The organism is Frigoribacterium sp. MEB024 (assembly GCF_000878135.1).
Taxonomy (GTDB): Bacteria; Actinomycetota; Actinomycetes; order Actinomycetales; family Microbacteriaceae; genus Frigoribacterium.
In genome coordinates, this window is record NZ_JXQZ01000032.1 from 196087 (window position 1) to 220167 (window position 24081).

Genomic DNA, 24081 nt, shown 5'->3' on the forward strand with positions numbered 1-24081 from the left:
GTCGTCGCCGGTCGTCCCCGGCCTCAGCAGACAGAGGGGCTCAGGGGCCGACCGCGGTGTAGGCCACGATGCCGCGACGGACGGCGTCGAGAGCCTGTCGCGCCGTCGGACCGACCGGCAGGTCGCCCACGACCGACAGCTGGTCGAGCAGGTCGATCGTCTGTTTCGTCCAGCGCACGAAGTCGCCGGCGGCGAGGTCGGCGTCGTCGAGCACCGAGTCGAGTGCGGCACCTCGCGCCCAGCGGTGCATCGCCAGGGCGAGCCCCGGAGCCGGGGGCTGGCTGCCGGGAAGACGGTGTTCGTGCTCGAGGTCGTCGAGTTCGGCCCAGAGCAACTGGGTGGCGTCGAGGGCCGCACGGAACTCGCCCCGGGGCAGGAATCGCTCCGAGAGCTGGCCCTCGTCCCGCCGGGGCTCGTACACGAGCGTCGCGGCCATGGCGGCCATCGACGGCACGTCGAGCATGTTCCACAGGCCGAGGCGCAGGCTCTCGGCCACGAGGAGGTCGCGATCACCGTAGATGCGGCGCAACGTGCGACCGGTCGGGGCGACGGTGACCTCGGCGTCCCGGGCGACGCGACCCGCGCCTCCGGCGTTCGTGCCCGTCGGGACGAGGTAGCCGCGGTCGAGCAGCACGTCGGTGACTCGGTCGAAGACCTTGGCGACGGCACCGGTCCGACTGCGGATCTGCGCCGACAGCTGGTCGGTCTGCTTCTTGAGCTTGAACCAGCGTTCCGACCAGCGGGCGTGCTGCTCTCGCTCGGGGCAGGCGTGGCAGGGATGCTGCCGGACCTGCCGCCGGAGTTCGACGATGCGCCGCTGACGTTTGTCGCGTTCGGCCCGCGACTGCGATTCGGCACGAGCAGCCCCCTGCTTCTCGAGATCGCCCACCTCGCGACGCAACATCGTGTACTCGCCGAAGTCGCCCAGGTGGCAGGCCATCGATGCGGCGTAGCCGTCGAGCGACTGCTGCTGCGACCGCACCTTGCGCGCCAGGTCGACGACCGAACGGTCGGCCTGGAACTGGGCGAACGAGGTCTCGAGCACCTCGCGGGTACGGGATCGACCGAACTGCTCGATGAGGTTCACGGCCATGTTGTACGTGGGCCGGAAGCTGCTGTTCATCGGGTAGGTGCGCCGCGAAGCGAGCGAGGCGACGGCCTGCGGATCGAGGCCCTGCTGCCACTGGATCAGCGAGTGGCCCTCGACGTCGATGCCGCGACGACCGGCGCGACCGGTCAGCTGGGTGTACTCCCCGGGGGTGATGGGCACCCTGGCTTCGCCGTTGAACTTCTCGAGCTTCTCGAGCACGACGGTACGGGCCGGCATGTTGATGCCCAGCGCGAGCGTCTCGGTCGCGAACACGACCTTGACGAGCTTCTTCTGGAACAGCTCTTCGACGACCTCTTTGAACGCGGGCAACAGGCCGGCGTGGTGGGCTGCCACGCCCCGCTCGAGCCCGTCGAGCCAGCGCCAGTAGCCGAGCACCGCGAGGTCCTCGTCGCGCAGGGTACGGCAGCGGGCCTCGACGATCTCGCGGATCTCTCGACGCTGGTCGGCGGTCGTCAGGCGGATGCCCGACCTCAGCACCTGGGACACGGCCTGGTCGCAGCCCACCCGACTGAAGACGAAGAAGATGGCGGGCAGCAGGTTCTGGTCGTCGAGCATCTCGACGATCTTCCAGCGGTCGAGGCGTCCGGGGCCGCCCTGCGTGGGCGGGACGACGTGACCCCGGGGGCCCGTCCGTCCGGCGGAATGGGAGTCCCGCCGTCCGCCGCTGCGACCGCCACGCCGCCCGAGCGAGGTGGCCCGGAGGAGCTCGGGGTTCACCCGGTTCGTCGCCGCCTGCCCCGAGGAGTCGAAGAGGTCGAGGAACTTGCCCCCGACGAGGACGTGCTGGTCGAGCGGCACGGGACGGTCCTCGGAGACGATGACCTCGGTGCTGCCGCGGACCGTCTGCAACCAGTCACCGAACTCTTCGGCATTGGACACCGTCGCGCTGAGCGAGATGAGCCGGACGTCGAGGGGCAGGTGGATGATGACCTCTTCCCACACGGCACCTCGGAACCGGTCGGCGAGGAAGTGGACCTCGTCGAGGACGACGTAGCGCAGGTCGGTCAACATCTCGGAACCGGCGTAGATCATGTTGCGGAGGACCTCGGTCGTCATCACGACGATGCGCGCCCGGGAGTTCACGTTCGTGTCGCCGGTCAGCAGACCGACCTCGGACGCGCCGTACTCGGCCACCAGCTCTTGGAACTTCTGGTTGCTCAGAGCCTTCATCGGGGCGGTGTAGAAGACCTTGGCCCGAGGGTCCTGCATGGCGAGATGGATGGCGTACTCGGCCACCAAGGTCTTGCCCGCGCCCGTGGGTGCGGCGACGAGGACGCTGTCGCCTTCTTCTAGGGCGGCGCAGGCGGCGATCTGGAACGGGTCGAGCGTGAAGCCCAAGCGGGACCGGAATGCCTGGAGCTTGGGGGTCTTCACGCGTGTCTTCGCCGCGGCGAAGCGCTCGGCCGGGCTGAGGTCGGGGCTCACCGGGTCAACCCGCTGCCAGCTCGGCGTCGAGGGCCGCGGCGCGCTTCGCGACCCGACGATCGTGCAACCAGGCCACCCCTGCTGCGAGGAAGAACAGGATGATCATCGGGATGGCCAGCAGGAACATCGAGAAGATGTCGGCGGACGGCGTCGCGATGGCGGTGAACAGGACGATGACGAGGATGGCGACGCGCCACCCCTTGACGATCGCGGCGGCCGAGACGACTCCGACGAAGTTCAACAGCACGAGGAACACCGGCATGACGAAGGCGATGCCCACGGCGAGGACCAGCTTGAGGACGAAGTCGTAGTAGACCTTCGATTCGATGATGGTGGCGTCCTGGGTGTCGACGAAGCCGGTCATGACCTCGACGATGTGGGGAAGGACGTACCAACCCGCCAAGCAGCCGCCCAGGAAGAGAGGGATGGCGGTGCCGATGAAGCCGACCGCGTAGAGCTTCTCTTTGCGCACGAGAGCCGGGACGATGAAGGCCCACACCTGGTAGAGCCACACGGGGCTCGAGATGACGACGCCGACGGTGACCGCGATCTGCAGCTTGAGGTCGAACGCGCCGGTGATGTTCGAGTAGTTGAGGGTGGTCTCACCCGTGCGCGCTGCGGCGATGGCCTCGACCGGTGACCTCAGGGCGTCGAGGACAAACGGCGCGAGGAACCAACCGGCGACAGCGGCCAGGATGAGGGCCAGGGCGGAGATGAAGAGGCGTTTGCGCAACTCGAGCAGGTGCTGGCCGAGCGACATCTTGCCGTCGCGGCCGCGGCTACGGCCGGTGCCCCTCCCCTGGGTGCTGTCGCCACGAGTCGTCGTCGTGGCCACGCGTCAGGACTTCGGCGGGACGTCGCGATTCGGCGACGGGTAGCCGTCGTCGGCTCGACGAGCGGTCGACCCGTCGCTGTACCGGGCGGATGCGTCGTCGGAGCGACGGACCGGACGGTCGTCGAAGTCGTCGTCGACTGCCGACTCTTTCTTGTCGCTGTTGACCTCGTTCTTGAAGATGCGCATCGACTGCGCGATGCTCTTCGCGAGGGCGGGGAGCTTCGGCGCACCGAAGAGGAGCAGGACGATCGCCAGGATGATGATCAGGTGCCAGCCTGAGAGTGCGTTTCCGAACATGATGGGGTCTCCTTGCGGGGCAGGGTGACGATCAGTCTATCGTGCGGTGTCACCCGCGACTGGCGCGGCGCAGACGATCCACAGCGCGGGTGGGGCGGAGAGCCTAGGAGGCGCGGGGTGGCTCGGCCTCGTACCGCTCGATCGCCCGACGGGCCCAGTCGGCCACCGCCGAGCGCGCCGACTCGGGTGCGACGACCTCCGGGCGACCCGGCAGCCCGGCCACGAGTCGACAGAGCGTGCCGAGACGGTTGACGCGCAGTCGGAGTCGGACGCGGTCGTCCTCGAGGGGCTCGGGTTCGTCGGGGCCGTAGTCGGCGAGGAGCGGTGCCGCGGCCGCGTCGAGGTCGAGCACCACGACGAGGTCGTCCGGAGACCCCTCGAAGAGCGTCTCGGGCAGGGCGACGTCGTCGGCCCGATGAGCGATGGGAGTCGACGTCAGTGCCGGTGCGGCGATCCGGTCGAGTCGGAACGTGCGGGGGGCTTCGCGCAGGTGGTCCCAGGCCCTGAGGTACCAATCGGCGTCGACCGACTCGACCCGCAGCGGGTCGACCCGGCGGCGTTCGGCGACCCCACGGGTACCGCGGTAGTCGAACTCGAGCTGGACGCCGGTTTCGACCGCCCGTCCGACGAGCCCCAGCACCTCGTTCGTCTCGGACTGGTCGACGGCGACCTGGCTCGGTTCGCTGGAGGCCCCTCGGGAGAGCTTGCTCATCAGGGTGGCGATGGCCGCGCGATCGGCGTTCTCGGGCAGCGAGGACAGGTACTGCAGCCCGGCGATGAGAGCGGCGGCCTCGCGAGCGGAGAACCGCGGCGAGTCGTCGATGGCGACGAGGTTGGTCAGCACGATGACGTCGTTCTGTTCGAAATCGTCCCAGGCGATGTCGAAGAGGTCGCCGTGCTGGTACTGGGTGGTCTCGCCGGGGATGCCCGAGACGGCGATCAGTTCGACCGCACGGCGGATCTCGGCCACGCTCACGCCGAAGTGCGCGGCGGCCTCGGCGACGCTGACGCGTTCGTGGTCCATGAGCCAGGGGACGAGCGAGAGCAGGAAGGCCAGCTTGTCCGCGGCGTGGAGAGAACCTCGGGATTCAGCCACGAACGCCTCCGTCGACGGCGTCCGTGTGGGTGTCGAGCACGCTCGCGAGGCGGTGCCGCACGAGGGTGCGCAGGCTCTCGGGCTCGACGACCGTCACCTCGGGTCCGAAGGAGGCGAGCTCGTCGGCGAGGAGGTGTTCGTCCGTCCAATGGACCGTGAGGGTGACGGGATCGAGACGCGTGGTGCCGCGACGTTTGCCGAGCCGGGTCTCGGCGTCGGACGTCGGCTCGACCCGGAGGGTCGCGGTGCGGTCGCGCCAGACCTGCTCGAGGTCGGCCAGTGCGCGGTCGGCGGTGGCGTCGTCGGGGCGTGCGAACGGGGTGGACGTCAGCTGGACGGGACCGACCACCCTCGACAGCAGGAACGTCTTGAGCGTTCCCGTGCCCACCTCGACCGCGGACACCAGCCACCGACCGTGGTGCTGGACCAAGGCAGCCGGAGCGACCTCACGCCGTCGGGCGGCCTCGTCTCCGGGCTTGAGGTAGTCGAACCGGACGACGACGCCGCGGTCGAGCGCGGTGCGCAACGGCTCGAACGCCGCGTCGCGGGAACGGAGTCGAGGGGCGTACTCGAGCTCGGGGACACTCGCCGCGCCACCGAGTGAACGGAGCTTGAGGAGGGCCCGACGGGACTCGTGCGAGAGCGACCCCTCGCGCCAGACCATCGCCGCCAGGGTGAGGAGGGCGGTCTCTTCCGAGGAGAACGAGATGTCCTCGGGCAGCTCGTACGCCCCGCGCGGGATGCGGTAGCGCAGGGCCTGGTTGTTGCCCGCCGACGCGGGATCGTCGATCGTCTCGAGGGGGACGCCGAGTTCGCGGATGTCGTCCTTGTCTCGTTCGAACTGCCGCTCGAGCGCGGCGTTGTCGCCGGAGCGCGAGTACTTCTGGCGGTACCCCTGGACGGTCGACAGGATCTCGGTCTTGCTCAACCCGGAATCCGTCGCGAGCAGGGCCAGCACGAGGCTGAACAGGCGCTCTTCGACGGGGACGCGGGGGGTGCGGGCAGCGGGCACGGCGACCGGCTCAGCAGGGCCGCGTCATCGGATCGCCCCGAGAACGTCGAAGACGTAGACGTAGGCGGAGCCGCCGCTCTCGGCAGACGCCGGAAGCACGATCATGACCTGCGAACCGACCTGCTGCCCCACCAGGGCCGAGCGGATGTCGTCCGGGATCTGCTCGTCGCCGAGGTCGACCGGCGTGGCCGAGCCGCCGTTCGTCCAGGTCGAACCCGCGACGGTGGCCGGCTGGCTCCAGGTGACGGCCGTGAACTGCACCACGGCCGTGTCGTCGGCGGTCAACGTCGTGCCGTGGCCCTTGCGGACGAGGTGCACGACCTCGTCGGTCGGAGCGTCGCCCGCCGGGATCGTGATGCCGGGTGCTCCGTCGGGGGCGGTGACGACGGCGGGCAGACCGTTCGCGCCGAGCTGGAGGGCACCGTCGGCCTTGGCGAGGAATGCGCGTTTGACGTCGACCACCGCGACGTAGGCCGCGTCGGGGTCGTCGTTCGGGGTCGTCGCGGCACCGTTGATCGATGCGGAGAGGTCGCTCGCCTTGACGGCGACGGCGACGCGCGAGCCCACCGTCGAGCACTCGAGCGCGTCGACCAGCGGGGCGAGCGTCTGGCCGCCGACGGTCAAGGGGACGTTCGTGGAGCCGTCGTAACCGCTGTCCTCGAGCTCTTGCCCCGTGGAGCCGTCGAAGAGGGTGTAGTCGATGACGACCGGGGTGCCGTCGACGAGTCGCTGGCCGTCGCCCTGGATGAGCGTCGACACCTCGGTCTTCTTGGTCACGATGGGGGTCGGCACGTCGACGTCGGGCTTCGTGCCGAAGTCACCGGTCGCCGTGACGACCGAGGCGGCGTCGCCCGTGGCAGGGCAGCCGGTCGAGCCGGGGCCGGCCGTGGTCGAGCAGGCCGTCATCGAGGCGAGCAGGCCGACCGTCACGACGAGGGCGGGGATGGTGCGCACGGGGACTCATTTCGTGGAGGTGACCGGGGGTCGAGTGGGGCTTCCGGTCGGGTCGTTCGGATGCGGGGACAGCTTAGCGGGGGCGATCAGGGCCCTCGATGACGCTCAGGCCGGCGCGGAACCGGTCGAGGGGCCGTCGGTGGCGCCGCCGTCGACGGCTCCGGTCGCCGCGATGGCGGCCTCGGCTGCCGACCGCGCCTGGCGGGCGGTCTTGCGCAGCTTCTTGTCGCTCGCCGACCGGTCGCCGAGGGCCCCGGGGGTCCAGGCGTCGACGTCGGCGTCGCTGTAGTCGGACTTCGAGGGGCGCCGCTTGAGCTGCGGAAGCACCGCGCCGGGGGCGAGGCGGCGTGCGGTGAGGAGGAATCCGGTGTGCCCGATCATGCGATGGTCGGGGCGAACGGCGAGGCCTTCGACGTGCCAGCCGCGGACGAGGGTCTCGGACGCGTCGGGTTCGGTGAAGGACCCCGAGGCGCGCAGGGCCTCGGCGGTCCGCGAGAGCTGGGTGGCCGTGGCGACGTAGCAGATCACCAGGCCGCCCGGCTTGAGCGCGTCGGCCGTGACGTCGACGTTCTCCCACGGAGCGAGCATGTCGAGGACGACCCGGTCGACCGTCCCGTCGGGCATCGCCGCCGGGAGTTCGTCGGCCAGGTCGCCGACCGTGACCGACCAGTTCTCGGGCTCGGCGCCGAAGAAGCTCGCGACGTTGCCCTCGGCCACGTCGGCGAACTCCTGACGGCGCTCGAAGGACGCCAGGCGTCCCTCGGGGCCGACGGCACGCAGCAACCAGAGTGACAGCGCGCCCGAACCCACGCCCGCCTCGACGACGGTCGCGCCGGGGAAGATGTCGGCGAACGCCACGATCTGTGCGGCGTCCTTCGGGTAGACGATGGCGGCGCCCCGGGGCATGGACATCACGAAATCGCTCAACAAGGGACGGAGCGCGAGGTACTCGTCGCCGGTCGTGCTCGGGACGACCGACCCGTCGGGCAGACCGACGACGTCGTCGTGCGCGATCATGCCGCGGTGCGTGTGGAACACGGCACCGTGCGTCAGCACGATGGTGTTCATCTTGCCCTTGGGGCCCGTGAGCTGGACCTTGTCGCCTTCGACGAAAGGGCCGGACTGGCGGCGGAACGCGGTCATGCGGGGGTGCTGCTTTCGATCGGGTCGCACCCCGAGGGGTGCAGGAGGCGCGGCGTACGCACCGGGGTCAGGAGTCGGAGATCGCCTGGTCGCGGACGGCGCGCCCGGCACGGTGCAGCTCACGGAGGTCGCCGACCGTCGTCCCGACGAGCGTGTCGCGTCGGATGTAGGGGCCGTCGTCGGCGAGCGGCGCGTGGTGCTCGACGCCGATCGCGACGGTGCCGGCGGCCACGGCCGAGGCGAGGCCGGGCGTGCTGTCCTCGATGGCGATGCAGTCGGCGGGGTCGACGCCCAGCAGTGCGGCGCCCCGGAGGTAGGCCTCGGGGTGCGGCTTGGCGTGCTCGACGTCGTCGCCGGCGACGATCGCGTCGAAAGCTTCGAACTCGATGGCGTCGACCATGAACTGGGCCATGCGCCGGATCGACATCGTGACCAGGGCGGTCGGGACTCCCTCACGGCGGAGCTCGGCGAGGAGCTCTTTCGCGCCGGGACGCCAGGGGATCTCGACCGCGGCACGCTCGAGGACCGCGGTGGTCAGGCGGTCGATGATCTCGTCCTCGGACAGGTCGACGCCGTGGGACTGCAGGACGCGGGCGGACTGCCACAGGCCGCTGCCGATCATGGCGTCGCCGTCCTCGCGGCTCCAGGTGCCGCCGAAGGACTCGACCAGTTCGACCTGGCAGAGGAACCAGTACGGCTCGGTGTCGACGAGGGTTCCGTCCATGTCCCACAGGACGGCGGCAGGCAGGGTTTCGGTCACGGCGGACGAGTCTACCGGGCGTGACCGGCGTGGCCTCCCGGCCCGCGCCTCCTGGTGGCGGTCACGGTCTATCGTGGAGGGTCAAGCGCCGGACGCCCTTCCGGCACGGTGAGGACTCAGGTTGACGAACACGTCGGATTTCGCTGCGGGACGCCTGCTGGTGGTTGCCTTCGAGGGCTGGAACGACGCCGGCGAGGCCGCCAGCGGCGTCGCGCGCAGCCTGGTCGAGACGCTCTCGCTCGAACCGGTGGCCGAGCTCGACGGCGAGCGGTACATCGACTACCAGTTCAACCGTCCGCAGGTGGGGCTCGACGACGACGGGGTGCGCACCCTCGTGTGGCCCCGCATCCAGCTGCACGCGGCCGCCGACGCCGTGACGGTCCTTCCCCGCGACCCGGCGTCGCCGGCCACCGAGGTGCTCGTGCTGCTCGGCGCCGAACCGTCGCGCAGCTGGCGGGGCTTCGCCGCCGAGATCGTCGACCTGATCGACGTGCACGACGTCACGGGCGTGGTGTTCCTCGGGGCCATGCTCGCCGACGTCCCCCACACGCGCCCCATCTCGGTCTTCGTCAGCAGCGAGAACGAGGCCGTCCGCGACGAGTACTCCCTCGAACGCAGCACCTACGAGGGACCGGTGGGCATCCTGTCGGTCCTCGCCGACGCCGTCGAGGCCGCCGGCGTGCCGACCCTCTCGATCTGGGCCTCGGTGCCGCACTACGTCCACAACGCCCCGTCGCCCAAGGCGACGCTCGCCCTCATCGAGAAGCTCGACGAACTCTCGGGCGTGGCGATCCCCCGAGGCGAGCTCGACGCGGAGTCGACGGCCTGGGAGTCCGGCATCGACGCCCTCGCGGCCGACGACGAGGACATGGCCGGCTACATCGAACAGCTCGAGCAGGCCCGCGACACGGTGGACAGCCCCGAGGCCAGCGGGGAGGCCATCGCGCAGGAGTTCGAACGGTACCTCCGGCGGCGCGACGGCAAGGGCGGGGACGGCCGACCGGACGACCCGAGGTATCCCCCGGTCCCCTGAGCCACCCTGCCGTGGCCCCGTCGGACGGGGCCCGGCGTCCTGGCTCGACGACCCGGCTCAGGTGGTGGGTCCGCCCGGGACGGCCACGCCGTTCTCGTAGGCGAACACCACGGCCGCCGTCCGGTCACGGAGGCCGAGCTTGCCGAGCACGTTCGAGACGTGCGTCTTGACCGTCGCCTCGCCGAGGAACAACCGTCGGGCGATCTCGGCGTTCGAGGCCCCGGATGCCAGCCTGTCGAGGACCTCGCGTTCGCGTTCGGTGAGCGTCGCCAGGGCCGGACTGGGGACGACGACCCGCGCCGTCGCCGGGTCGCCCACGGCGCGTTCGACGACGGCACGGGTGAGCTGGGGCGAGAGCAGGGCGTCCCCGCGGTGCACGACGGCGATCGCCTCGATGAGGTCCTCGGGCGTGGCCGTCTTGAGCAGGAAGCCGCTCGCCCCCGCCTGGAGGGCCCGGAAGACGTAGTCGTCCCGGCCGAAGGTCGTGAGGACGAGGACCGCCGGGCCGCCCTCGGGAGACTGCGCGAGGATGCGGCGCGTGGCCTCGAGCCCGTCGAGGACGGGCATCTCGATGTCCATCACGACGACGTCGGGGCGGAGTCGCCGGACGAGGTCGACGGCCTCGAGCCCGTCGCAGGCCTCACCCACGACGCGGACGTCGGGCGCGGTGTCGAGGATGATGCGGAAACCCGTGCGGACGAGGTCCTGGTCGTCGACGAGCAGGACGGTGACGGGATCGGTCGTGTCGGTCATGGTCTCTCGGAGGGGTCGGTGGCGACGTGGTCGCGGGGGCGGGCGTCGGCGCAGGCGCCCACGGGCAGGACGGCGTGCACCCGGTAGCCCCCGCGCGGTCGGGGGCCGAGGTGCAACTCGCCCCCGTGGAGGTCGACCCGTTCGCGCATGCCCCGCTGGCCCAGTCCGGCGCCGGACGTGGCCGTGCCCTGCGGCGGGGTCGCCCCGGGGTAGGGCGTGGGGCCGGGACGGCCGTCGTCGACGACCTCGACCTCGACGGTGCGGTCGCCGTAGCGCAGGTGCACCTCGGCGAGCGAGGCGTTGCCGTGCTTGAGGGTGTTGGTGAGCGCCTCTTGGGTGATGCGGTAGAGGGTGACGCCGATGCTCTCGGGGACGTCGTGGGCGTCACCGTGCACCGAGAACCGGACCTCGAGACCGAGGGCGCGCGTGTCGGCCATGAGTTCGGGCAGGGCACCGAGGCCCGAGGGGGCGGACCCGGTCTCGCCGTCGCGCGACCGCAGCACGGACAACAGGCGGTCGAGCTCGTCGATGGTCGTGCGCGCCGTGCCCTCGACGGCCGAGAGGGCGCCTCGTGCGATCTCGGGCCGGTCGAGGGTCCGTCGGGCCGCGCCGGCCTGGATGCCGATGACCGCGACGTGGTGGGCGACCACGTCGTGCAACTCGCGGGCGAGGCGCGTGCGCTCCTCGTTGATGGCCCGGTCGGCGACGAGCTCGTGCGCCGCCCGCAGTTCGACCCCCGTGCGTTCGAGGGCGTGCAGCCTGGTGGCCGACACCCGGGCCGCTCGACCGAAGGCGATGGCCGTCACGAGGACGATGCCGTTCGAGACGAGCGTGTAGGCGATCGTGGCGAGGGTCACGGGGTCGGCGGCCTCGGCGTCGGACACGTAGACCGAGCGCAGCCACACCCCGAGCCAGACGAACATGACCGCGGTCACGACGACGCTGACGACGAGCGCGCGGGCGCGCCGGGCGGCCCAGGCGTTCGCGGTGAAGATGGCCACGAACTCGACGATCGACGGCGTCAGCGTGTCGGGATAGCCCCTCAGCTGGGCGGCCAGGAACACGCCCGACACGACGACGAGGACGGCCACGGGCCGTTGCCGGCGGAAGGCGAGCGGCGCACAGAGGCCCACGAGCCACAGCACGCTCTCGACGATCGACGGCGAGCCCGCCCCGTCGGCGTCCGCGACGATGACGGCACTGAGCCAGAGCGTGGCGAGGCCGAGAACGGCGGTGAGAGCGGCGATCCAGAGGTCGACGCGCGTGTCGCGTCGGGTGAGTGGGCGGCGGGCGTCGCTCGACGTCGCGGCCGGAGCCGGGGCGTTGATCGACGTTTCCACGCCGACCATCGTAGGGCAGACGCTCGTGCTGAATGAGGAACACTCATGCATATGCATGGAGAACAGGGCAGACGACCCGTTTCTCGTGGGCCGTCCTGGGGCCTGTCGGCGTCTGCGTCCTCCCGGCGGGCTCAGGCGCGCAGGTCGATGCCCAACAACGCCTGGACGGCGTCGACGTCGACCTCGGACGGGGCGGTTCCCCGAGACACCACGGCGTCGACGGCGTCGAGGGCCGACGGCGTGTCGAGGTCGTCTGCGAGGGAGGAGCGCAGGCCGACGACCAAGGGGGTGGGAGCCGTGGCCGCCACCGCGCCTCCGTCGCTCGTGGCCGCCCAGGCGACCCAGCGGCCGAGGCGCTGCTCGGCGGCGGCGAGCTCGGCGTCGAACCACTCCCAGTCGGCGCGGTAGTGGTGCGCCAGGAGGGCGAGTCGGACCGCGCGCGGGTCGTGGCCCGCAGCGACGAGTTCGCTGACCTTGACGAGGTTGCCGAGCGACTTGCTCATCTTCTCGCCCTGGTAGCCGACCATCCCGGTGTGCGTGTGGTGGACGGCGTAGGGGCGGCCGGTGAGGGCCGTGCCGTGCGCCGTGCTCATCTCGTGGTGCGGGAACACCAGGTCGCTGCCGCCCCCGTTGACGGTGATCGGGACGTCGAGGTGCTGCTGGGCGATCACCGTGCACTCGATGTGCCAGCCCGGACGGCCGGCCCCCAGCGTGGTCGGCCAGGACGGCTCGTCGTCTCGGGCCGCTCGCCAGAGCAGCGGATCGAGCGGGTCGCGCTTTCCGGGGCGGTCGGGGTCGCCACCGCGTTCGGCGAAGAACCGGGCCATCGTGTCGGCGTCGTAGCGGCTCTCGAGGCCCAGGTGCCAGTCGGTGTCGCGTTCGGCGGCCCGGACGTCGAAGTACAGGTCGTCGCCGGCGCTCGAGGCGTCGGTCGGCACGGGGTACGCGAGACCCCGGTCGAGGAGGCGCGCCACGGCGTCGGCGACGTCGGTCACCACCTCGGTCACGGCGACGTAGTGCGTCGGCGGCACGACGGCCAGGTGCTGCATGTCGCTGCGGAACAGGTCGGTCTGGCCGTCGGCGAGTTCGCGCCAGTCGACGCCGGTGGCCGTCGCCCGCTCGAGCAGCGGGTCGTCGACGTCGGTCGTGTTCTGGGCGTAGACCACCTCGACCCCGGCGTCGCGCCAGACGCGCAGCAGGGTGTCGAACGCCAGGTAGGTCGACGCGTGGCCCAGGTGGGTGGCGTCGTAGGGCGTGATGCCGCACACGTACAGGCCGGCCGACGAACCGTCGACCTCGGTCGGGTGCACCGTGCCGGTCGACGTGTCGTGGAGTGCCGGGAGGTCGCCGAGACCGGGGAGGCGCGGGACGACGGGTTCTGCCCAGGACCTCATGCGACCACCACGCCCGTGCCGAGCAGGACGAGCAGGACGACGCCGAGCACGATGCGGTAGGCCACGAACGGGGCGAAGCTGCGGCGCGAGATGTAGTTCATGAAGAACGCGATGACGACGAAGCCGACGACGAAGGCGACGACCGTGGCGGCCAGGGTCTCGCCCAGCGAGTAGGGTCCGGGGTCGCTGAAGCTCTGCACGAGTTCGTAGAGACCGCTGCCGAAGACGGCCGGCACCGCCAGCAGGAACGAGAACCTCGCGGCGGCCGGCCGCGTGTAGCCGAGGGCGAGCGCCGTGGTCGTGGTGGCACCCGACCGCGAGACGCCGGGGAAGAGCGCCAGCACCTGGGCGACGCCGACGGCGATGCCGTGGCCGTAACGCATGTCCTCGAAGCGCTCGGTCTTCTTGCCGAGTCGGTCGGCCAGGCCGAGCAGCACGCCGAACACGATCAGGACGATCGCCACGATCCAGAGCGACCGGAACACCGTGCGGATGTACTCCTGCGCGACGTATCCGACGAGCACGATCGGGACGGTGCCGATGATCACGAGCCAGCCCATGCGGACGTCGGGGTCGGTGCGCGGGATCTTGCCGGTCATGCCGGCGAACCAGCGCGAGACGATGCGGGTGATGTCACGCCAGAAGTAGATGACGACCGCCAGTTCGGTGCCGAGCTGCGTGATGGCGGTGAAGGTGGCGCCCGGGTCGAACTCGGCCGCCGCTCCGGGATCGCTGAAGAACAGGCCGACGAGCCGCAGGTGGGCGCTCGACGAGACGGGGAGGAACTCCGTGAGGCCCTGGACGAGGCCGAGCAGGAGTGCCTGGAGGAGATGCTCCACGCGGGTGACCCTTCTGGTGCGGGGGTTGCTAGTACGTCGACAACAAGTCCCGCAGGACGCGACTGCCAAAGGATAGTGCGTCGAGCGGCACCCGTTCGTCGACGCCGTGGAACATGGCCGGGAAGTCCATGCCCTCGTCGAGCCGGAGCGGGGCGAAGCCGTAGCCGGCGATGCCGAGGAGGCTGAGGGCCTTGTTGTCGGTGCCGCCCGAGAGCAGGTACGGCAGGACGGGTGCCCCCGGGTCGTGGCGGTCGAGTGTGGCGGTGATCGCGTCGACCAGTGGGCCCGAGAAAGGCGTCTCGAGCCCGATGTCGGTGTGCATCGTCTCGATCTCGACGTCGTCGCCGATCAGCGCCTGTACCTCGGCGAGCACGGCCTGTTCCTGCCCCGGCATGCATCGGATGTCGACCAGGGCCTCGGCCGTGTCGGGCACGACGTTGTGCTTGTAGCCCGCCGTCAGCATCGTGGGGTTGGTCGTCGTCCGCAGCGACCCGCGGATGAAGCCCTTGGCCGTGCCGGTGCGCAGGACCAGTTCGTCGGGGGCGACCTCGTGCACGTCGACGTCGAGGATGCGGGCCACCTCGCCCAGCAGGGCGGTCGTCGTGTCGGTCAGCACGATCGGCCACTGCTGGCGGCCGAGGACGGCCACGGCCTCGGCCAGGCGCGTCACGGCGTTCGCCTCGATCATCTGGGAGCCGTGGCCAGCGGTGCCCCGTGCCCGGAGCTTGACCCAGATCAGGGCCTTCTCGCCCGTCTGCAGCAGGTACGAGCGGCGTCCGTCGATGAACGTCGAGTAACCGCCGACCTCGCTGATCGCCTCGGTGGCGCCGTCGAACAACCCGGGGTGCTCCTTGACGAGGAAGTGCGAGCCGAGGACTCCCCCGGCCTCCTCGTCGGCGAGGAACCCCAGCACCAGGTCGCGGGCCGGTCGTTCCCCCGCCCGCAGGATGTCGCCGACGGCCGTCAACATCATGGCGTCCATGTTCTTCATGTCGACGGCCCCGCGCCCCCAGAGCATGCCGTCCTGCACGACCCCGCCGAACGGATCGACCGACCAGTTCGCCGGGTCTGCCGGCACGACGTCGAGGTGGCCGTGCACCACCAGGCCGGGCTTCGCCGGCTCTGCTCCCTCGACCCGGGCGATCACGCTGACCCGGCCGGGTTCGGACTCGAACAGCTGCGGCTCGAGGCCGAGGTCGCGGAGGGCCGCCTCGACGTACTCGGCCGCGTCGGCTTCTCCGTTCGACCGCCCACCGCCGTAGTTCGACGTGTCGAACCGGATGAGGTCGCGGGCGATGCGGGCCGTCTCGTCGAGCTCGGGCTCGGTCGGGCCGGTGCTCGTGGGGGTCGTCGTCATGCGCCCCACGCTACCTGCCGCGCCCCTCACGCCGACGGACGTGGCGGTGGTCACGAGGGCCCTCCGAGCCGTGCTAATCTTTCGTGTCGGCTTCGGTCGGCACCATCCAGTCCGGGTGGCGGAAATGGCAGACGCGCTAGCTTGAGGTGCTAGTGCCCGTATAGGGCGTGGGGGTTCAAGTCCCCCCTCGGACACTCGAAACATCCTCTTCCGAGAGGCGTTTCACCAGATCTGTGTTGAGACAGATGCTTGTTCGCAAGCGACGGAAGGCCCGCACACCCCGGTGTGCGGGCCTTCCTTGGTTCCCGGCCTTCGTCGGTCGTCAGACCGCGCTGCCGGGGTTGCCGCTGGCGACGATCGAGCCGTTGATGCCCTGCGGGAAGAACCCGCCCTTGTCGATCTGGTTCGGCGTCAGGTACACGACGTTGAGCACGCGCTCGGCGGTCCGTCCGTAGACGATGGCGTTGGCGTCGGTCGGCACGAGGTTCTGGACGCCACCGAGGGTCAGACCCTGGTCGTCGTCCGTCGACCCGTCGAGGGAGTCGCGGGCGTCCGAGATCTTCGTCGCGGGCACCTGCAGTCCCTTGGCGTTCAGCGTGGTGCGGATGATGCCCGCGTGGTAGGCCTCGACCGCGAGGATGCCGGCGGCCGCGCCGAGGTAGGTCTTGTTGTAGATCAGGGGTGCGGCCCCCTTGTAGGCGGTCACTCCGACGTCCTCGAAGATGAACGCCCCGAGCAGGAAGTTCTCCTCCGAGGCGAACGGGTCGAAGGTCTGGCCCGGCGTGATGACGCCCGCCGCGAGGGCCGCCGCCGTGAAGCTGCTCTGCAGGTCGATCGCCGGTCGCGACACCTTCGCGCCGCCGAGTGCGGACCGCAAGAAGGAGACGTGCGCCTTCTCGTCCGCGGCGATCTCCTGCGCGATGCGCTTGACGATCGTGGTCTTGAACGGCACGGGAGCGCCGCCGACGACGCCGCCCTGGGGGTCGATGCCCGTGATCTGGTCGGCGGGCAGCCCCGAGCCGGTGACGGCCCGGAGGTAGAACTCCGCCTCGAGGTACTCGAGGTTGAGTGCGAAGTTCAGGATCGTCGCATCACTGATCACCTCGTCCGAGGGTGAGACGGCGGCCGCGGACTGGGCGGGCAGCGTCGCGGCGACCGCGGCGAGCCCCGTGCCGAGGCCCGTGACGCCGGCGGCGGCGAGCAGCCGTCGTCGATCGATCGGGGTCTCGGCGCTCCGGGAGATGGCACTGCTGATGAAGCGTGTGTCGAACATCGTCGTTCCTTCGGGTGTGTTCGTGCAGCGAGGTGTGCCGTCGGTGCGCGCTCCCAGATGACGGCACCGGCGACGTCGGGGTCGGGTGACCCGTTCGGGGGACAAGCTAGCTTCCTCGCATCCCGTCCGGTAGCCCCCGCCGCCCCTGGTCGTCCCCGGCGCCCATAGGGTCGGGTCATGTCGCTCTCGATGGCCGCCACGCGTGCTCTTCTGCGCATGCGCCTCCGCTTCCGCCCCCGCTCGACCGAGTCCGAGGACTCGCTCGTCCGCTCGGTCGCCCGTCAGGGCTCCGCCGCGCCGGTCACCCGAGGGGTGCACCGCGTCGCGACCGTCGAGGAGGCGCCGGTCGGTGGTGCGCGCGTCGTCACGCTCCGTCCGCGTCAGGCCCCGAGCGGCGTCCACGTGGTCTACCTGCACGGCGGTGCCTACGTCCACCCCGTCCTGGCCACGCACTGGAACCTGCTCGCGGGTCTCGTCCGCGCCTCCGGGGCCGTCGTCACCGTGCCCCTCTACGGGCTCGCGCCGGCCCACGACGTGGACGACGCGCTGCCGCTGCTGGACGCCGTCCTCGAGGACGTGCGCCGCGCCTCCCCGTCCCGCGTCGTCGTGGCCGGCGACTCGGCGGGCGGGGCGCTCGCCCTCGTCGCGGCGATGCGGGAACGCGACGCCGGCCGGCCCGTCCCCGACGCCGTCGTGCTCTTCTCGCCGTGGGTGGACGCTCTGCTCGACTCCCCCGCGATCGACGAGATCGCGCCGCTCGACCCGATGCTCGCCCGCGACGGTCTCGTCGCCGCGGGGCGGTGGTGGGCCGGGGACCGCGATGCGGCCGACCCCCTCGTCAGCCCGGTGCGGGGCGACCTCTCGGGTCTCCCGCCCGTGTTCGCCTACGCCGGCGACCGCGACCTGCTGACGCCCGACGTGAAGCGGCTGGCCGCCGGCGTGACCGCGGCGGGTGGACGCGTCGAGCTGCGGCTGTACCGCGGCGCCTTCCACGACTTCGTCGGCGCGCCCTGGACCCCGGAGGCGCGGAGGGCGCTCCGACACACCGCCTCGGTGATCCGCGGGGACGCGTCGACCGCGGGTCGGGCCGCACCGCCCCGCGCATAGGGTCGCAGTCGGCGCGGCCACCGGTGCCCCGCCCCACGACGAGAGGGACCACACATGGAGTACGCACGACTGGGCACGAGCGGCTTGACCGTCTCGGCGGTGACCCTCGGCTGCATGAGCTACGGCGTGCCCGACCGCGGCACGCACGAGTGGAGCCTGCCCGAGGACGAGAGCCGCCCGTTCATCGCCCGGGCGCTCGAGCTCGGCATCACGACCTTCGACACCGCCGACGTCTACTCGGACGGCACCAGCGAGGAGATCGTCGGGCGGGCCCTGCGGGACTTCGCGACCCGCGAGGAGGTCGTCCTGGCGACCAAGGTGCACGGCCGCATGCGTCCCGGCCCGAACGGGGCCGGGCTCAGCCGGGGGCACGTCATGAGCGCGATCGACGACAGCCTGCGCCGGCTCGGCACCGACTACGTCGACCTGTACCAGATCCACCGCTTCGACCCCGAGGTGCCCGTGGAGGAGACGATGGAGGCGCTCCACGACGTCGTCAAGGCCGGCAAGGCCCGCTACATCGGCGCCTCGAGCATGTGGGCCTGGCAGTTCGCCTCGATGCAGCACGCGGCCGACCTCGGGGGCTGGACGCGTTTCGTCTCGATGCAGGACCAGTACAGCCTGATCCAACGCGAGGAAGAACGTGAGATGCACCCCTACTGCCTCGACCAGGGCGTCGGTGTGCTGCCGTGGTCTCCCCTGGCCCGCGGGAAGCTGACCCGCGACTGGGACGCCACCACGGTCCGGACCGAGACCGACCGCTTCGGTCAGACGCTCTACAAGCAGCGCGAGGACGGCGACCGGGCCGTCGCGCAGGCCGTCGCCGACGTCGCGGAGGCGCGGGGCGTCTCGCGCGCACAGGTCGCGCTGGCCTGGGTGCGGCAGCAGGACGCGGTCACCTCGCCGATCGTCGGGGCCACGAAGATGCAGCACCTCGACGACGCCGTGGCCTCGGTCGACCTGTGGCTCACGGACGACGAGCTGGACGCGCTCGAGTCGCCCTACGTGACCCGCGAGAACGAGGGGTTCTGACGCCGTCGCTCCGCTCGGTCGGCCGTGGCCGCGTCGGTCTAAGGTGAGCCGCACGGGCGGCGACGACGCCGACCGACCTCGACGAAGGGCAGCACCCATGGGCAGCGACGCCAACCACCACGAGCACGACCGGCCGAGCACCGGCGGACCCACCTCGGGCGAGGACGGCTCGTACGTCGACGACGACCTCGACGGCGGCGCCCGCACGCGTGGGCCGCACGACGGCGAGGCCGACGGCACCTACACCGAAGAAGCCGGCACGAGCGAGGGCGACGGGTCGTACGTCGACGCGCAGGTCCCGGACGAGCCGGCCGCCGACGGCGGACCCCACGACGGCGAACCGGACGGGTCGTTCACGCAGAGCGACCTCGACGGCGGCCGCTGACCGCACCGTCCGACGCGTGGCCGTGCCCGGCCCGGCTCTCAGGGGTGCCGGGCCGTTCGGCGTGTGGCGTTCCGGCAGGCGGCCCCGGGGGTACGGTCGTCTGAGGGAGGAACACATACATGACCAAGCGAATCGTAATTCTCGGCGGCGGTTCCGCCGGGCTCACCACTGCACTCGAACTGCAGAAGCGACACCCACCCCAGGCGGCGAGCATCACCCTCGTCGACCAGGCCCCGTACTTCACCTACCAGCCGTTCTTGCCCGAGGTCGCCGGTGGCCACATCGCGGCGCGCGACGTCACCGTGCCGCTGCGCAAGACGCTGAAGCGCACGAAGGTCGTCGAGGCGTCCGTCACCGGGCTCGACAGCGAGGCCAAGAAGGTCACCGTCACCAGCGCGGACGGCGAGTCGACCGACATCGCCTACGACCAGCTGGTCGTCGCCCTCGGCGCCGTCACCCGCACCTTCCCGACCCCGGGGCTCGCCGAGAACGGCGTCGGCTTCAAGAGCGTCGAAGAGGCGCAGTACGTCCGTGACCGCATCCTCGGCAACATCGCCGAGGCGGCCAGCGTCAAGGACCCGGCCGTCCGACGCAAGCTCCTGACCGTCGTCTTCGTCGGCGGCGGCTACACCGGCGTCGAGGCCCTCGCCGAGTTGTCCGACGCCGCGAACTCGGCCGTCGACACGTTCCCGAACCTGTCCCGCGACGAACTGCGCTTCGTGCTCGTCGAGGCCCTCGACCGCGTCGCTCCCGAGGTCGGCCCCGAGCTCTCGAAGTGGACACTCGGCCAGTTGCGCGGTCGCGGCATCGACATCCGCCTCAAGACGACGATGCCCTCGTGCGTCGACGGCGACGTCGTGCTGAGCGACGGCGAGACCATCCCCGCGGGCACGATCGTCTGGACGGCCGGCGTCAAGCCGAACCCCGTGCTGGGCGACATGGGCCTGCCCCTCGGCCCGAAGGGACACGTCAACGTCAGCGCGACGCTGCAGGTGCAGACCGAGGACGGCCAGAAGCTGGACGGCGTCTGGGCTCTCGGCGACGGGGCGCAGGTCCCCGACCTCCTCTCCGAGAAGCAGCCCGCCTACTACCCGCCGAACGCGCAGAACGCCGTGCGTCAGGCGGTCACCGTGGCCGACAACGTCATCGCCACCCTCTCGGGCGAGCCCGTCAAGGAGTACCGCCACGAGTCGCTCGGCACCGTGGCGAGCTACGGCATCGGCAAGGGTGCGGCCAGCATGTTCGGCCTGCAGCTCAAGAACGTGCCGGCCTGGATGGCCCACCGCGGCTACCACCTGTACGCGATGCCGACGCTCAACCGCAAGTTCCGCATCCTGTCCGGCTGGGTGACGAACTTCGTCGGCGGCCGCGACACGACTCCGCTGGTCGGCCTCGGCGACCCGCGTGCGGGCTTCCTCAAGGTCACGCCCAAGGTCGACGCGAAGAAGTAGACGCGAGCGACCGACAGAAGGAGGCGCGTCCCGGGTGACCGGGGCGCGCCTCCCTCGTCGTCGGTGCGGTCGAGCGGCCCGGCGCCCGGCTCAGGCGGTGGTGAGTCGCCGCACGGCCTCGCGTACGATCTCGCGCTGGAGGGCGGGGTCGAGGACGACACCCGGGTGCGCCTCGCCGAGACCGGGCAGGTTCTGCCAGGCGCAGGCGAGCGACATGACGAGGGCGAAGATGTCGTCGCTGCTCCAGGACACCGTCACGGCGGGGTCGCCGCGAAGACGGTCGAGCTGTGACAGGGCGGCGTCCTGGACCGAGCGCAGGGTGGGCACCGAGGACTCCCAGTCGTGCTCGCCCTCGAGCCGGGCCCAGGCGAGGAGCCGGTTGTGGTCGGGGTGGGCCTGCATGTGGTCGAAGACGGCCAGGGCGAACTCCTCGACGCTCGCGGCGGGGCGGGACGCGGCGTCCCCCATGGTCTCGAACGTGCCGTTCAGGACGGTCGTGAAGAGCGATCGTTTGTCACCGAAGTTCGCGTAGAGACGCTCTTTGCTGCAGCCTGCCTCGGCGGCGATGCGGTCGACGCGCGCCCCGGCCAACCCGTGTCGCGAGAACTCCGCCGTCGCGGCCTCGAGGATGGCTCGACGGGTCTCGGCGGCATCGGTTCGCATCGGATCACCGTAGCCGACTTACGAACCAACCAACTAGTAGGTAGGGTGGTCCGTCGTCCCCCAGAGAAACAGGTACCGCAGTGACCACCGTCGCCCCCGCCCCCACCGAGACGCGTTCGTCGCGCCGCTGGTGGGTGCTCGTCATCGTCGCCCTCGCGCAACTCGTCGTCGTCCTCGACGGCACCATCGTCAACATCGCCCTGCCCGACGCCCAGGCCGACCTCGGCCTCAGCGACGAGAACCGCCAGTGGGTCGTGACGGCCTACGCGCTCGCCTTCGGCGCGCTGCTGCTGCTCGGTGGTCGGATCGCCGACTTCTGGGGGCGCAAGCGCACCTTCATCGTCGGGATGGTCGGATTCGGCGCCGCCTCGGCGTTCGGCGGACTCGTGCAGACCGGCGGCGAGCTGATCCTCGCCCGTGGCCTGCAGGGCGTCTTCGCCGCCCTGCTCGCCCCCGCGGCCCTCGCCGTGCTCACCACCACCTTCGCGTCGGGACGTGACCGGAACACCGCCTTCGCGGTCTTCGGTGCCATCTCGGGCGCGGGTGCGGCCGTCGGACTCGTGCTCGGCGGGGTGCTGACCGAGTTCGTCAGCTGGCGCTGGTGCCTGCTCGTCAACGTGCCCATCGTGCTCGTCGCCATCGTCGCCGCCGCCTTCGTGGTGAGCGAGAGCCGGGCCGAGGGTCGCAACCGCCTCGACGTCGTCGGGACGATCGTCGTCGCCGCCGGCCTCGCCAGCCTCGTCTACGGCTTCACCCGGGCCGAGGACGGCTGGGGGTCGGTCGTCGTCATCGGCTTCATCGCCCTGGGGGCCGGCCTGCTCGCCCTGTTCGTCGTCGTCGAGCGACGGAGCGACCATCCGCTGCTGCCGATGCGCGTGCTCGCCGACCGCGTGCGGGGCGGGGCCTTCCTGGTGCAGCTGATTGTCGGCAGCGTCATGATCGGCGCCCTGCTGTACCTGACCTTCCACCTGCAGATCGTCCTCGGCTTCGGTCCGCTCGAGGCGGGGCTCGCCAGCCTGCCGATGACGCTGGTCATCATGGTCTGCGCTCCCCTGCTCACGAAGCTGCTGCCGGTCGTCGGCCCTCGCCCGATGATGATCGTCGGGCCGCTCGTCGCCGGGGCGGGGTTGCTCTGGCTCGCCACGCAGATCACGGCCGACGGCTCGTACGCCGTCCAGGTGCTGCCGGCCCTGCTCGTCATGGGCGTCGGCCTCGCCGGCGTCTTCGTGCCCATGCAGAACCTGGCGCTCAGCAGGGTCGCGCCGCACGACGCCGGTGCCGCCAGCGCGACCTCGAACGCCATGATGCAGATCGGCGGATCGATCGGTCTCGCCGTGTTCACGAACCTCTACGCCGGTGCCGTCGCGTCCTCGACGTCGACGGTGGGCGGGCCGCTCGGTGCGCTGGTCGACGGCTACTCGGTGGCGTTCCTGGCCGCCGCGATCGCCATGCTGCTCGCGGCGCCGATCTCGTTCTTCCTCATCCGCGGCCGCAAGGAGGACCTGCTGCCCACCGAGGCGCCCGTGCACCTCGGCTGATCAGGCCGGGGTGGGCGTGCCGGCGGCGGTCCGGGGCAGGCGGATCGCCGCCCCGGCCGCCACGGCCAGCAGGACGGCCGCGACTCCGAACGCCGCGGGGTACGAGACCGTGTCGACGAGCAGGCCGGCGACGAGCGGTCCGGCGATCGCCCCGACGTCGGAGCACATCGAGAAGATCGCGACCGGACGACCGCCCCGGGCGCCCGCGGCGTCGCCGACGAGCGCTGCCGGCGCGGTGCCCATGAACGCCGTCGCCACGCCGTAGACGCAGAGCAGGGCGCCGAGGGTCCAGACGTCCGACGCGAGCGACACCGCGAACAGGGTCACGGCGGCCACCGCGAACGCACCGATCACGGCCGGTCGACGGCCGACGGTGTCGACGAAGCGCGCGGCCGGTGCCAGCGCGAGGGTCTGGGCCACCGCCGACGCGGCGAAGAGCAGGCCCGTCCACGCCGTCGGACCGCGCAGGACCTCGACCACGAGGACGGGGACGAGGGCGCTGCGCACCCCCAGCGACGACCAGCCCTGCGCGAAGTTGGCCACGCACGCGGTCCGGAACCGCACGTCGCGCAGCACGACCCCGAGGGGCACCGGAGGCGCGGTGACGATCGTCGAGGAGTGCTGCGGTGCCCGGCGCAAGAGCACGACGCCGACCAGGCCGGCCACGGCGAGCGTGCCCGCGTAGAAGAAGAACGGCGCCGTCAACGAGACGGTGGCGAGCAGTCCGCCGAGGGCCGGCCCGGCCATCCCGCCGACGAGGAACCCGCCCTGGTAGAAGCCGACGGCCCGGGCCCGGAGCGACGGATCGGTGGCGCCGAGCAGCAACGTCATCGCCGCGATGCTGAACATGGCCGAGCCGATGCCGCCCGCGCCCCGGAGCAGGAGGAGTTGCGGGTAGGTCTGGGCGAGCCCGGCGAGACCGCTCGACAGTGCCACGATGCCGATGCCCACCGAGAGCACGACCCGCTCGCCCATCAGGTCGATGAGTCGCCCCACGAACGGGCTCGCCACGAGGCGCATGAGGGCGAAGGCCGAGAGGACGGCGCCCACCAGGGCGTGGTCGACGCCGAAGCTGCGGGCGTAGACCGGCAGGACGGGGACGACCACGCCGAAGCCGACCATGACGAAGAAGGCGATCACGCCGAGGACGTAGACGTCGCGGGTGAGACGGGGGCGGTCGACGTCGGCGACGCGGGGGCGGAACGGGAGCACCGACACAGGCTACGGGGCGTGGAGTGTGACGTCGTGTGTCAGCACGGACGACAGCACGAGCCCGGGTCGTG

The 24081-nt window shown here is 71.3% G+C and carries 22 protein-coding genes and 1 tRNA gene; 7 read left to right on the top strand and 16 right to left on the bottom strand.

From position 1 onward, the window contains the following. Nucleotides 1–40 precede the first annotated feature (40 nt). From SZ60_RS07865 to SZ60_RS07900, 8 genes are all read right to left on the bottom strand, one after another. Nucleotides 41–2536, bottom strand: a complete 2496-nt coding sequence (locus tag SZ60_RS07865) for an RNA helicase (protein ID WP_043594953.1) — start codon at nucleotides 2534–2536, stop codon at nucleotides 41–43. Between the two features lie 4 nt (nucleotides 2537–2540). Continuing rightward, on the bottom strand, nucleotides 2541–3296 hold the full coding sequence (gene tatC / locus SZ60_RS07870) for a twin-arginine translocase subunit TatC (RefSeq protein WP_043595076.1): 756 nt from the start codon (nucleotides 3294–3296) through the stop codon (nucleotides 2541–2543). 78 nt (nucleotides 3297–3374) lie between these two features. Then, the gene (gene tatA, locus SZ60_RS07875) at nucleotides 3375–3668 is read right to left on the bottom strand and encodes a twin-arginine translocase TatA/TatE family subunit (RefSeq protein WP_043594954.1); all 294 of its coding nucleotides are present in this window, start codon (nucleotides 3666–3668) and stop codon (nucleotides 3375–3377) included. Between the two features lie 103 nt (nucleotides 3669–3771). Next, nucleotides 3772–4764 carry a YafY family protein gene (locus SZ60_RS07880; protein ID WP_043594955.1) on the bottom strand — a complete coding sequence of 331 codons (993 nt, stop codon included), beginning with the start codon at nucleotides 4762–4764 and terminating at the stop codon, nucleotides 3772–3774. After that, nucleotides 4757–5776, bottom strand: coding sequence for a YafY family protein (locus SZ60_RS07885; protein ID WP_043594956.1), 1020 nt, complete (start codon nucleotides 5774–5776; stop codon nucleotides 4757–4759). The genes SZ60_RS07880 and SZ60_RS07885 overlap by 8 nt, the downstream gene beginning before the upstream one ends. 24 nt (nucleotides 5777–5800) lie before the next feature. Beyond that, nucleotides 5801–6730: a hypothetical protein gene (locus SZ60_RS07890; protein WP_043594957.1), complete on the bottom strand. Its 930-nt coding sequence runs from the start codon at nucleotides 6728–6730 to the stop codon at nucleotides 5801–5803. A gap of 105 nt (nucleotides 6731–6835) precedes the next feature. Continuing rightward, nucleotides 6836–7873 (bottom strand): tRNA (adenine-N1)-methyltransferase, encoded by a 1038-nt coding sequence (locus tag SZ60_RS07895; RefSeq protein ID WP_043594958.1) that lies wholly within the window; start codon nucleotides 7871–7873, stop codon nucleotides 6836–6838. 67 nt (nucleotides 7874–7940) lie between these two features. Further along, complete coding sequence (locus tag SZ60_RS07900; protein ID WP_231567078.1) at nucleotides 7941–8633, bottom strand: HAD family phosphatase; 693 nt, start codon at nucleotides 8631–8633, stop codon at nucleotides 7941–7943. Between the two features lie 121 nt (nucleotides 8634–8754). Here SZ60_RS07900 and SZ60_RS07905 point away from each other — a divergent pair, with 121 nt between their 5' ends. Continuing rightward, nucleotides 8755–9666, top strand: a complete 912-nt coding sequence (locus tag SZ60_RS07905) for a proteasome assembly chaperone family protein (protein ID WP_043594960.1) — start codon at nucleotides 8755–8757, stop codon at nucleotides 9664–9666. A 57-nt stretch (nucleotides 9667–9723) separates the two neighbouring features. Here the strand turns inward: SZ60_RS07905 and SZ60_RS07910 are convergent, their stop codons facing one another. From SZ60_RS07910 to SZ60_RS07930, 5 genes are all read right to left on the bottom strand, one after another. After that, nucleotides 9724–10419 carry a response regulator transcription factor gene (locus SZ60_RS07910; RefSeq protein WP_043594961.1) on the bottom strand — a complete coding sequence of 232 codons (696 nt, stop codon included), beginning with the start codon at nucleotides 10417–10419 and terminating at the stop codon, nucleotides 9724–9726. Continuing rightward, on the bottom strand, nucleotides 10416–11759 hold the full coding sequence (locus SZ60_RS07915; protein WP_156155543.1) for a sensor histidine kinase: 1344 nt from the start codon (nucleotides 11757–11759) through the stop codon (nucleotides 10416–10418). Before SZ60_RS07915 ends, SZ60_RS07910 begins: the two co-directional genes overlap by 4 nt. A gap of 131 nt (nucleotides 11760–11890) precedes the next feature. Continuing rightward, nucleotides 11891–13153, bottom strand: coding sequence for a cysteine--1-D-myo-inosityl 2-amino-2-deoxy-alpha-D-glucopyranoside ligase (gene mshC, locus SZ60_RS07920; protein WP_043594962.1), 1263 nt, complete (start codon nucleotides 13151–13153; stop codon nucleotides 11891–11893). Then, a complete protein-coding gene (locus tag SZ60_RS07925) occupies nucleotides 13150–13992 on the bottom strand; it encodes an undecaprenyl-diphosphate phosphatase (protein WP_043594963.1) in 843 nt (280 codons plus the stop codon). Before SZ60_RS07925 ends, mshC begins: the two co-directional genes overlap by 4 nt. A gap of 28 nt (nucleotides 13993–14020) precedes the next feature. Next, nucleotides 14021–15349 carry a M20/M25/M40 family metallo-hydrolase gene (locus SZ60_RS07930; protein ID WP_043595078.1) on the bottom strand — a complete coding sequence of 443 codons (1329 nt, stop codon included), beginning with the start codon at nucleotides 15347–15349 and terminating at the stop codon, nucleotides 14021–14023. Nucleotides 15350–15458: 109 nt separating this feature from the next. Here SZ60_RS07930 and SZ60_RS07935 point away from each other — a divergent pair. Continuing rightward, nucleotides 15459–15543, top strand: a tRNA-Leu gene (locus SZ60_RS07935). A 128-nt stretch (nucleotides 15544–15671) separates the two neighbouring features. Here SZ60_RS07935 and SZ60_RS07940 read toward each other — a convergent pair. Beyond that, nucleotides 15672–16622, bottom strand: coding sequence for a ferritin-like domain-containing protein (locus tag SZ60_RS07940; protein ID WP_043594964.1), 951 nt, complete (start codon nucleotides 16620–16622; stop codon nucleotides 15672–15674). 177 nt (nucleotides 16623–16799) lie between these two features. Here SZ60_RS07940 and SZ60_RS07945 point away from each other — a divergent pair, with 177 nt between their 5' ends. The 4 genes from SZ60_RS07945 to SZ60_RS07960 all read left to right on the top strand — a co-directional run bounded on the left by SZ60_RS07945 (nucleotide 16800) and on the right by SZ60_RS07960 (nucleotide 20597). Further along, nucleotides 16800–17729, top strand: coding sequence for an alpha/beta hydrolase fold domain-containing protein (locus SZ60_RS07945; RefSeq protein ID WP_043594965.1), 930 nt, complete (start codon nucleotides 16800–16802; stop codon nucleotides 17727–17729). 54 nt (nucleotides 17730–17783) lie between these two features. Continuing rightward, nucleotides 17784–18761, top strand: a complete 978-nt coding sequence (locus SZ60_RS07950; RefSeq protein ID WP_043594966.1) for an aldo/keto reductase — start codon at nucleotides 17784–17786, stop codon at nucleotides 18759–18761. 97 nt (nucleotides 18762–18858) lie between these two features. Continuing rightward, nucleotides 18859–19146, top strand: a complete 288-nt coding sequence (locus SZ60_RS07955) for a hypothetical protein (protein WP_043594967.1) — start codon at nucleotides 18859–18861, stop codon at nucleotides 19144–19146. 119 nt (nucleotides 19147–19265) lie between these two features. Next, complete coding sequence (locus SZ60_RS07960; protein ID WP_043594968.1) at nucleotides 19266–20597, top strand: NAD(P)/FAD-dependent oxidoreductase; 1332 nt, start codon at nucleotides 19266–19268, stop codon at nucleotides 20595–20597. A gap of 90 nt (nucleotides 20598–20687) precedes the next feature. On the opposite strand, the gene SZ60_RS16425 is transcribed toward SZ60_RS07960, so the two are convergent. Continuing rightward, nucleotides 20688–21260 (bottom strand): TetR/AcrR family transcriptional regulator, encoded by a 573-nt coding sequence (locus SZ60_RS16425; RefSeq protein ID WP_052505242.1) that lies wholly within the window; start codon nucleotides 21258–21260, stop codon nucleotides 20688–20690. An 80-nt stretch (nucleotides 21261–21340) separates the two neighbouring features. On the opposite strand from SZ60_RS16425, the gene SZ60_RS07970 reads away from it, so the two are divergent. Further along, on the top strand, nucleotides 21341–22798 hold the full coding sequence (locus SZ60_RS07970; protein ID WP_043594969.1) for an MFS transporter: 1458 nt from the start codon (nucleotides 21341–21343) through the stop codon (nucleotides 22796–22798). On the opposite strand, the gene SZ60_RS07975 is transcribed toward SZ60_RS07970, so the two are convergent. Beyond that, a complete protein-coding gene (locus SZ60_RS07975; protein ID WP_231567079.1) occupies nucleotides 22799–24010 on the bottom strand; it encodes an MFS transporter in 1212 nt (403 codons plus the stop codon). It abuts the gene before it with no gap. Nucleotides 24011–24081 lie beyond the last annotated feature (71 nt).

Coding starts and splice junctions, on each gene's coding strand:
- tatC (WP_043595076.1), bottom strand. CDS start 3,296: ATGTCGCTCGGCCAGCACCTGCTCGAGTTGCGCAAACGCCTCTTCATC.
- tatA (WP_043594954.1), bottom strand. CDS start 3,668: ATGTTCGGAAACGCACTCTCAGGCTGGCACCTGATCATCATCCTGGCG.
- SZ60_RS07895 (WP_043594958.1), bottom strand. CDS start 7,873: ATGACCGCGTTCCGCCGCCAGTCCGGCCCTTTCGTCGAAGGCGACAAG.
- SZ60_RS07910 (WP_043594961.1), bottom strand. CDS start 10,419: ATGACCGACACGACCGATCCCGTCACCGTCCTGCTCGTCGACGACCAG.
- mshC (WP_043594962.1), bottom strand. CDS start 13,153: ATGAGGTCCTGGGCAGAACCCGTCGTCCCGCGCCTCCCCGGTCTCGGC.
- SZ60_RS07930 (WP_043595078.1), bottom strand. CDS start 15,349: ATGACGACGACCCCCACGAGCACCGGCCCGACCGAGCCCGAGCTCGAC.
- SZ60_RS07940 (WP_043594964.1), bottom strand. CDS start 16,622: ATGTTCGACACACGCTTCATCAGCAGTGCCATCTCCCGGAGCGCCGAG.
- SZ60_RS07945 (WP_043594965.1), top strand. CDS start 16,800: ATGTCGCTCTCGATGGCCGCCACGCGTGCTCTTCTGCGCATGCGCCTC.
- SZ60_RS07950 (WP_043594966.1), top strand. CDS start 17,784: ATGGAGTACGCACGACTGGGCACGAGCGGCTTGACCGTCTCGGCGGTG.
- SZ60_RS07955 (WP_043594967.1), top strand. CDS start 18,859: ATGGGCAGCGACGCCAACCACCACGAGCACGACCGGCCGAGCACCGGC.
- SZ60_RS07960 (WP_043594968.1), top strand. CDS start 19,266: ATGACCAAGCGAATCGTAATTCTCGGCGGCGGTTCCGCCGGGCTCACC.
- SZ60_RS16425 (WP_052505242.1), bottom strand. CDS start 21,260: ATGCGAACCGATGCCGCCGAGACCCGTCGAGCCATCCTCGAGGCCGCG.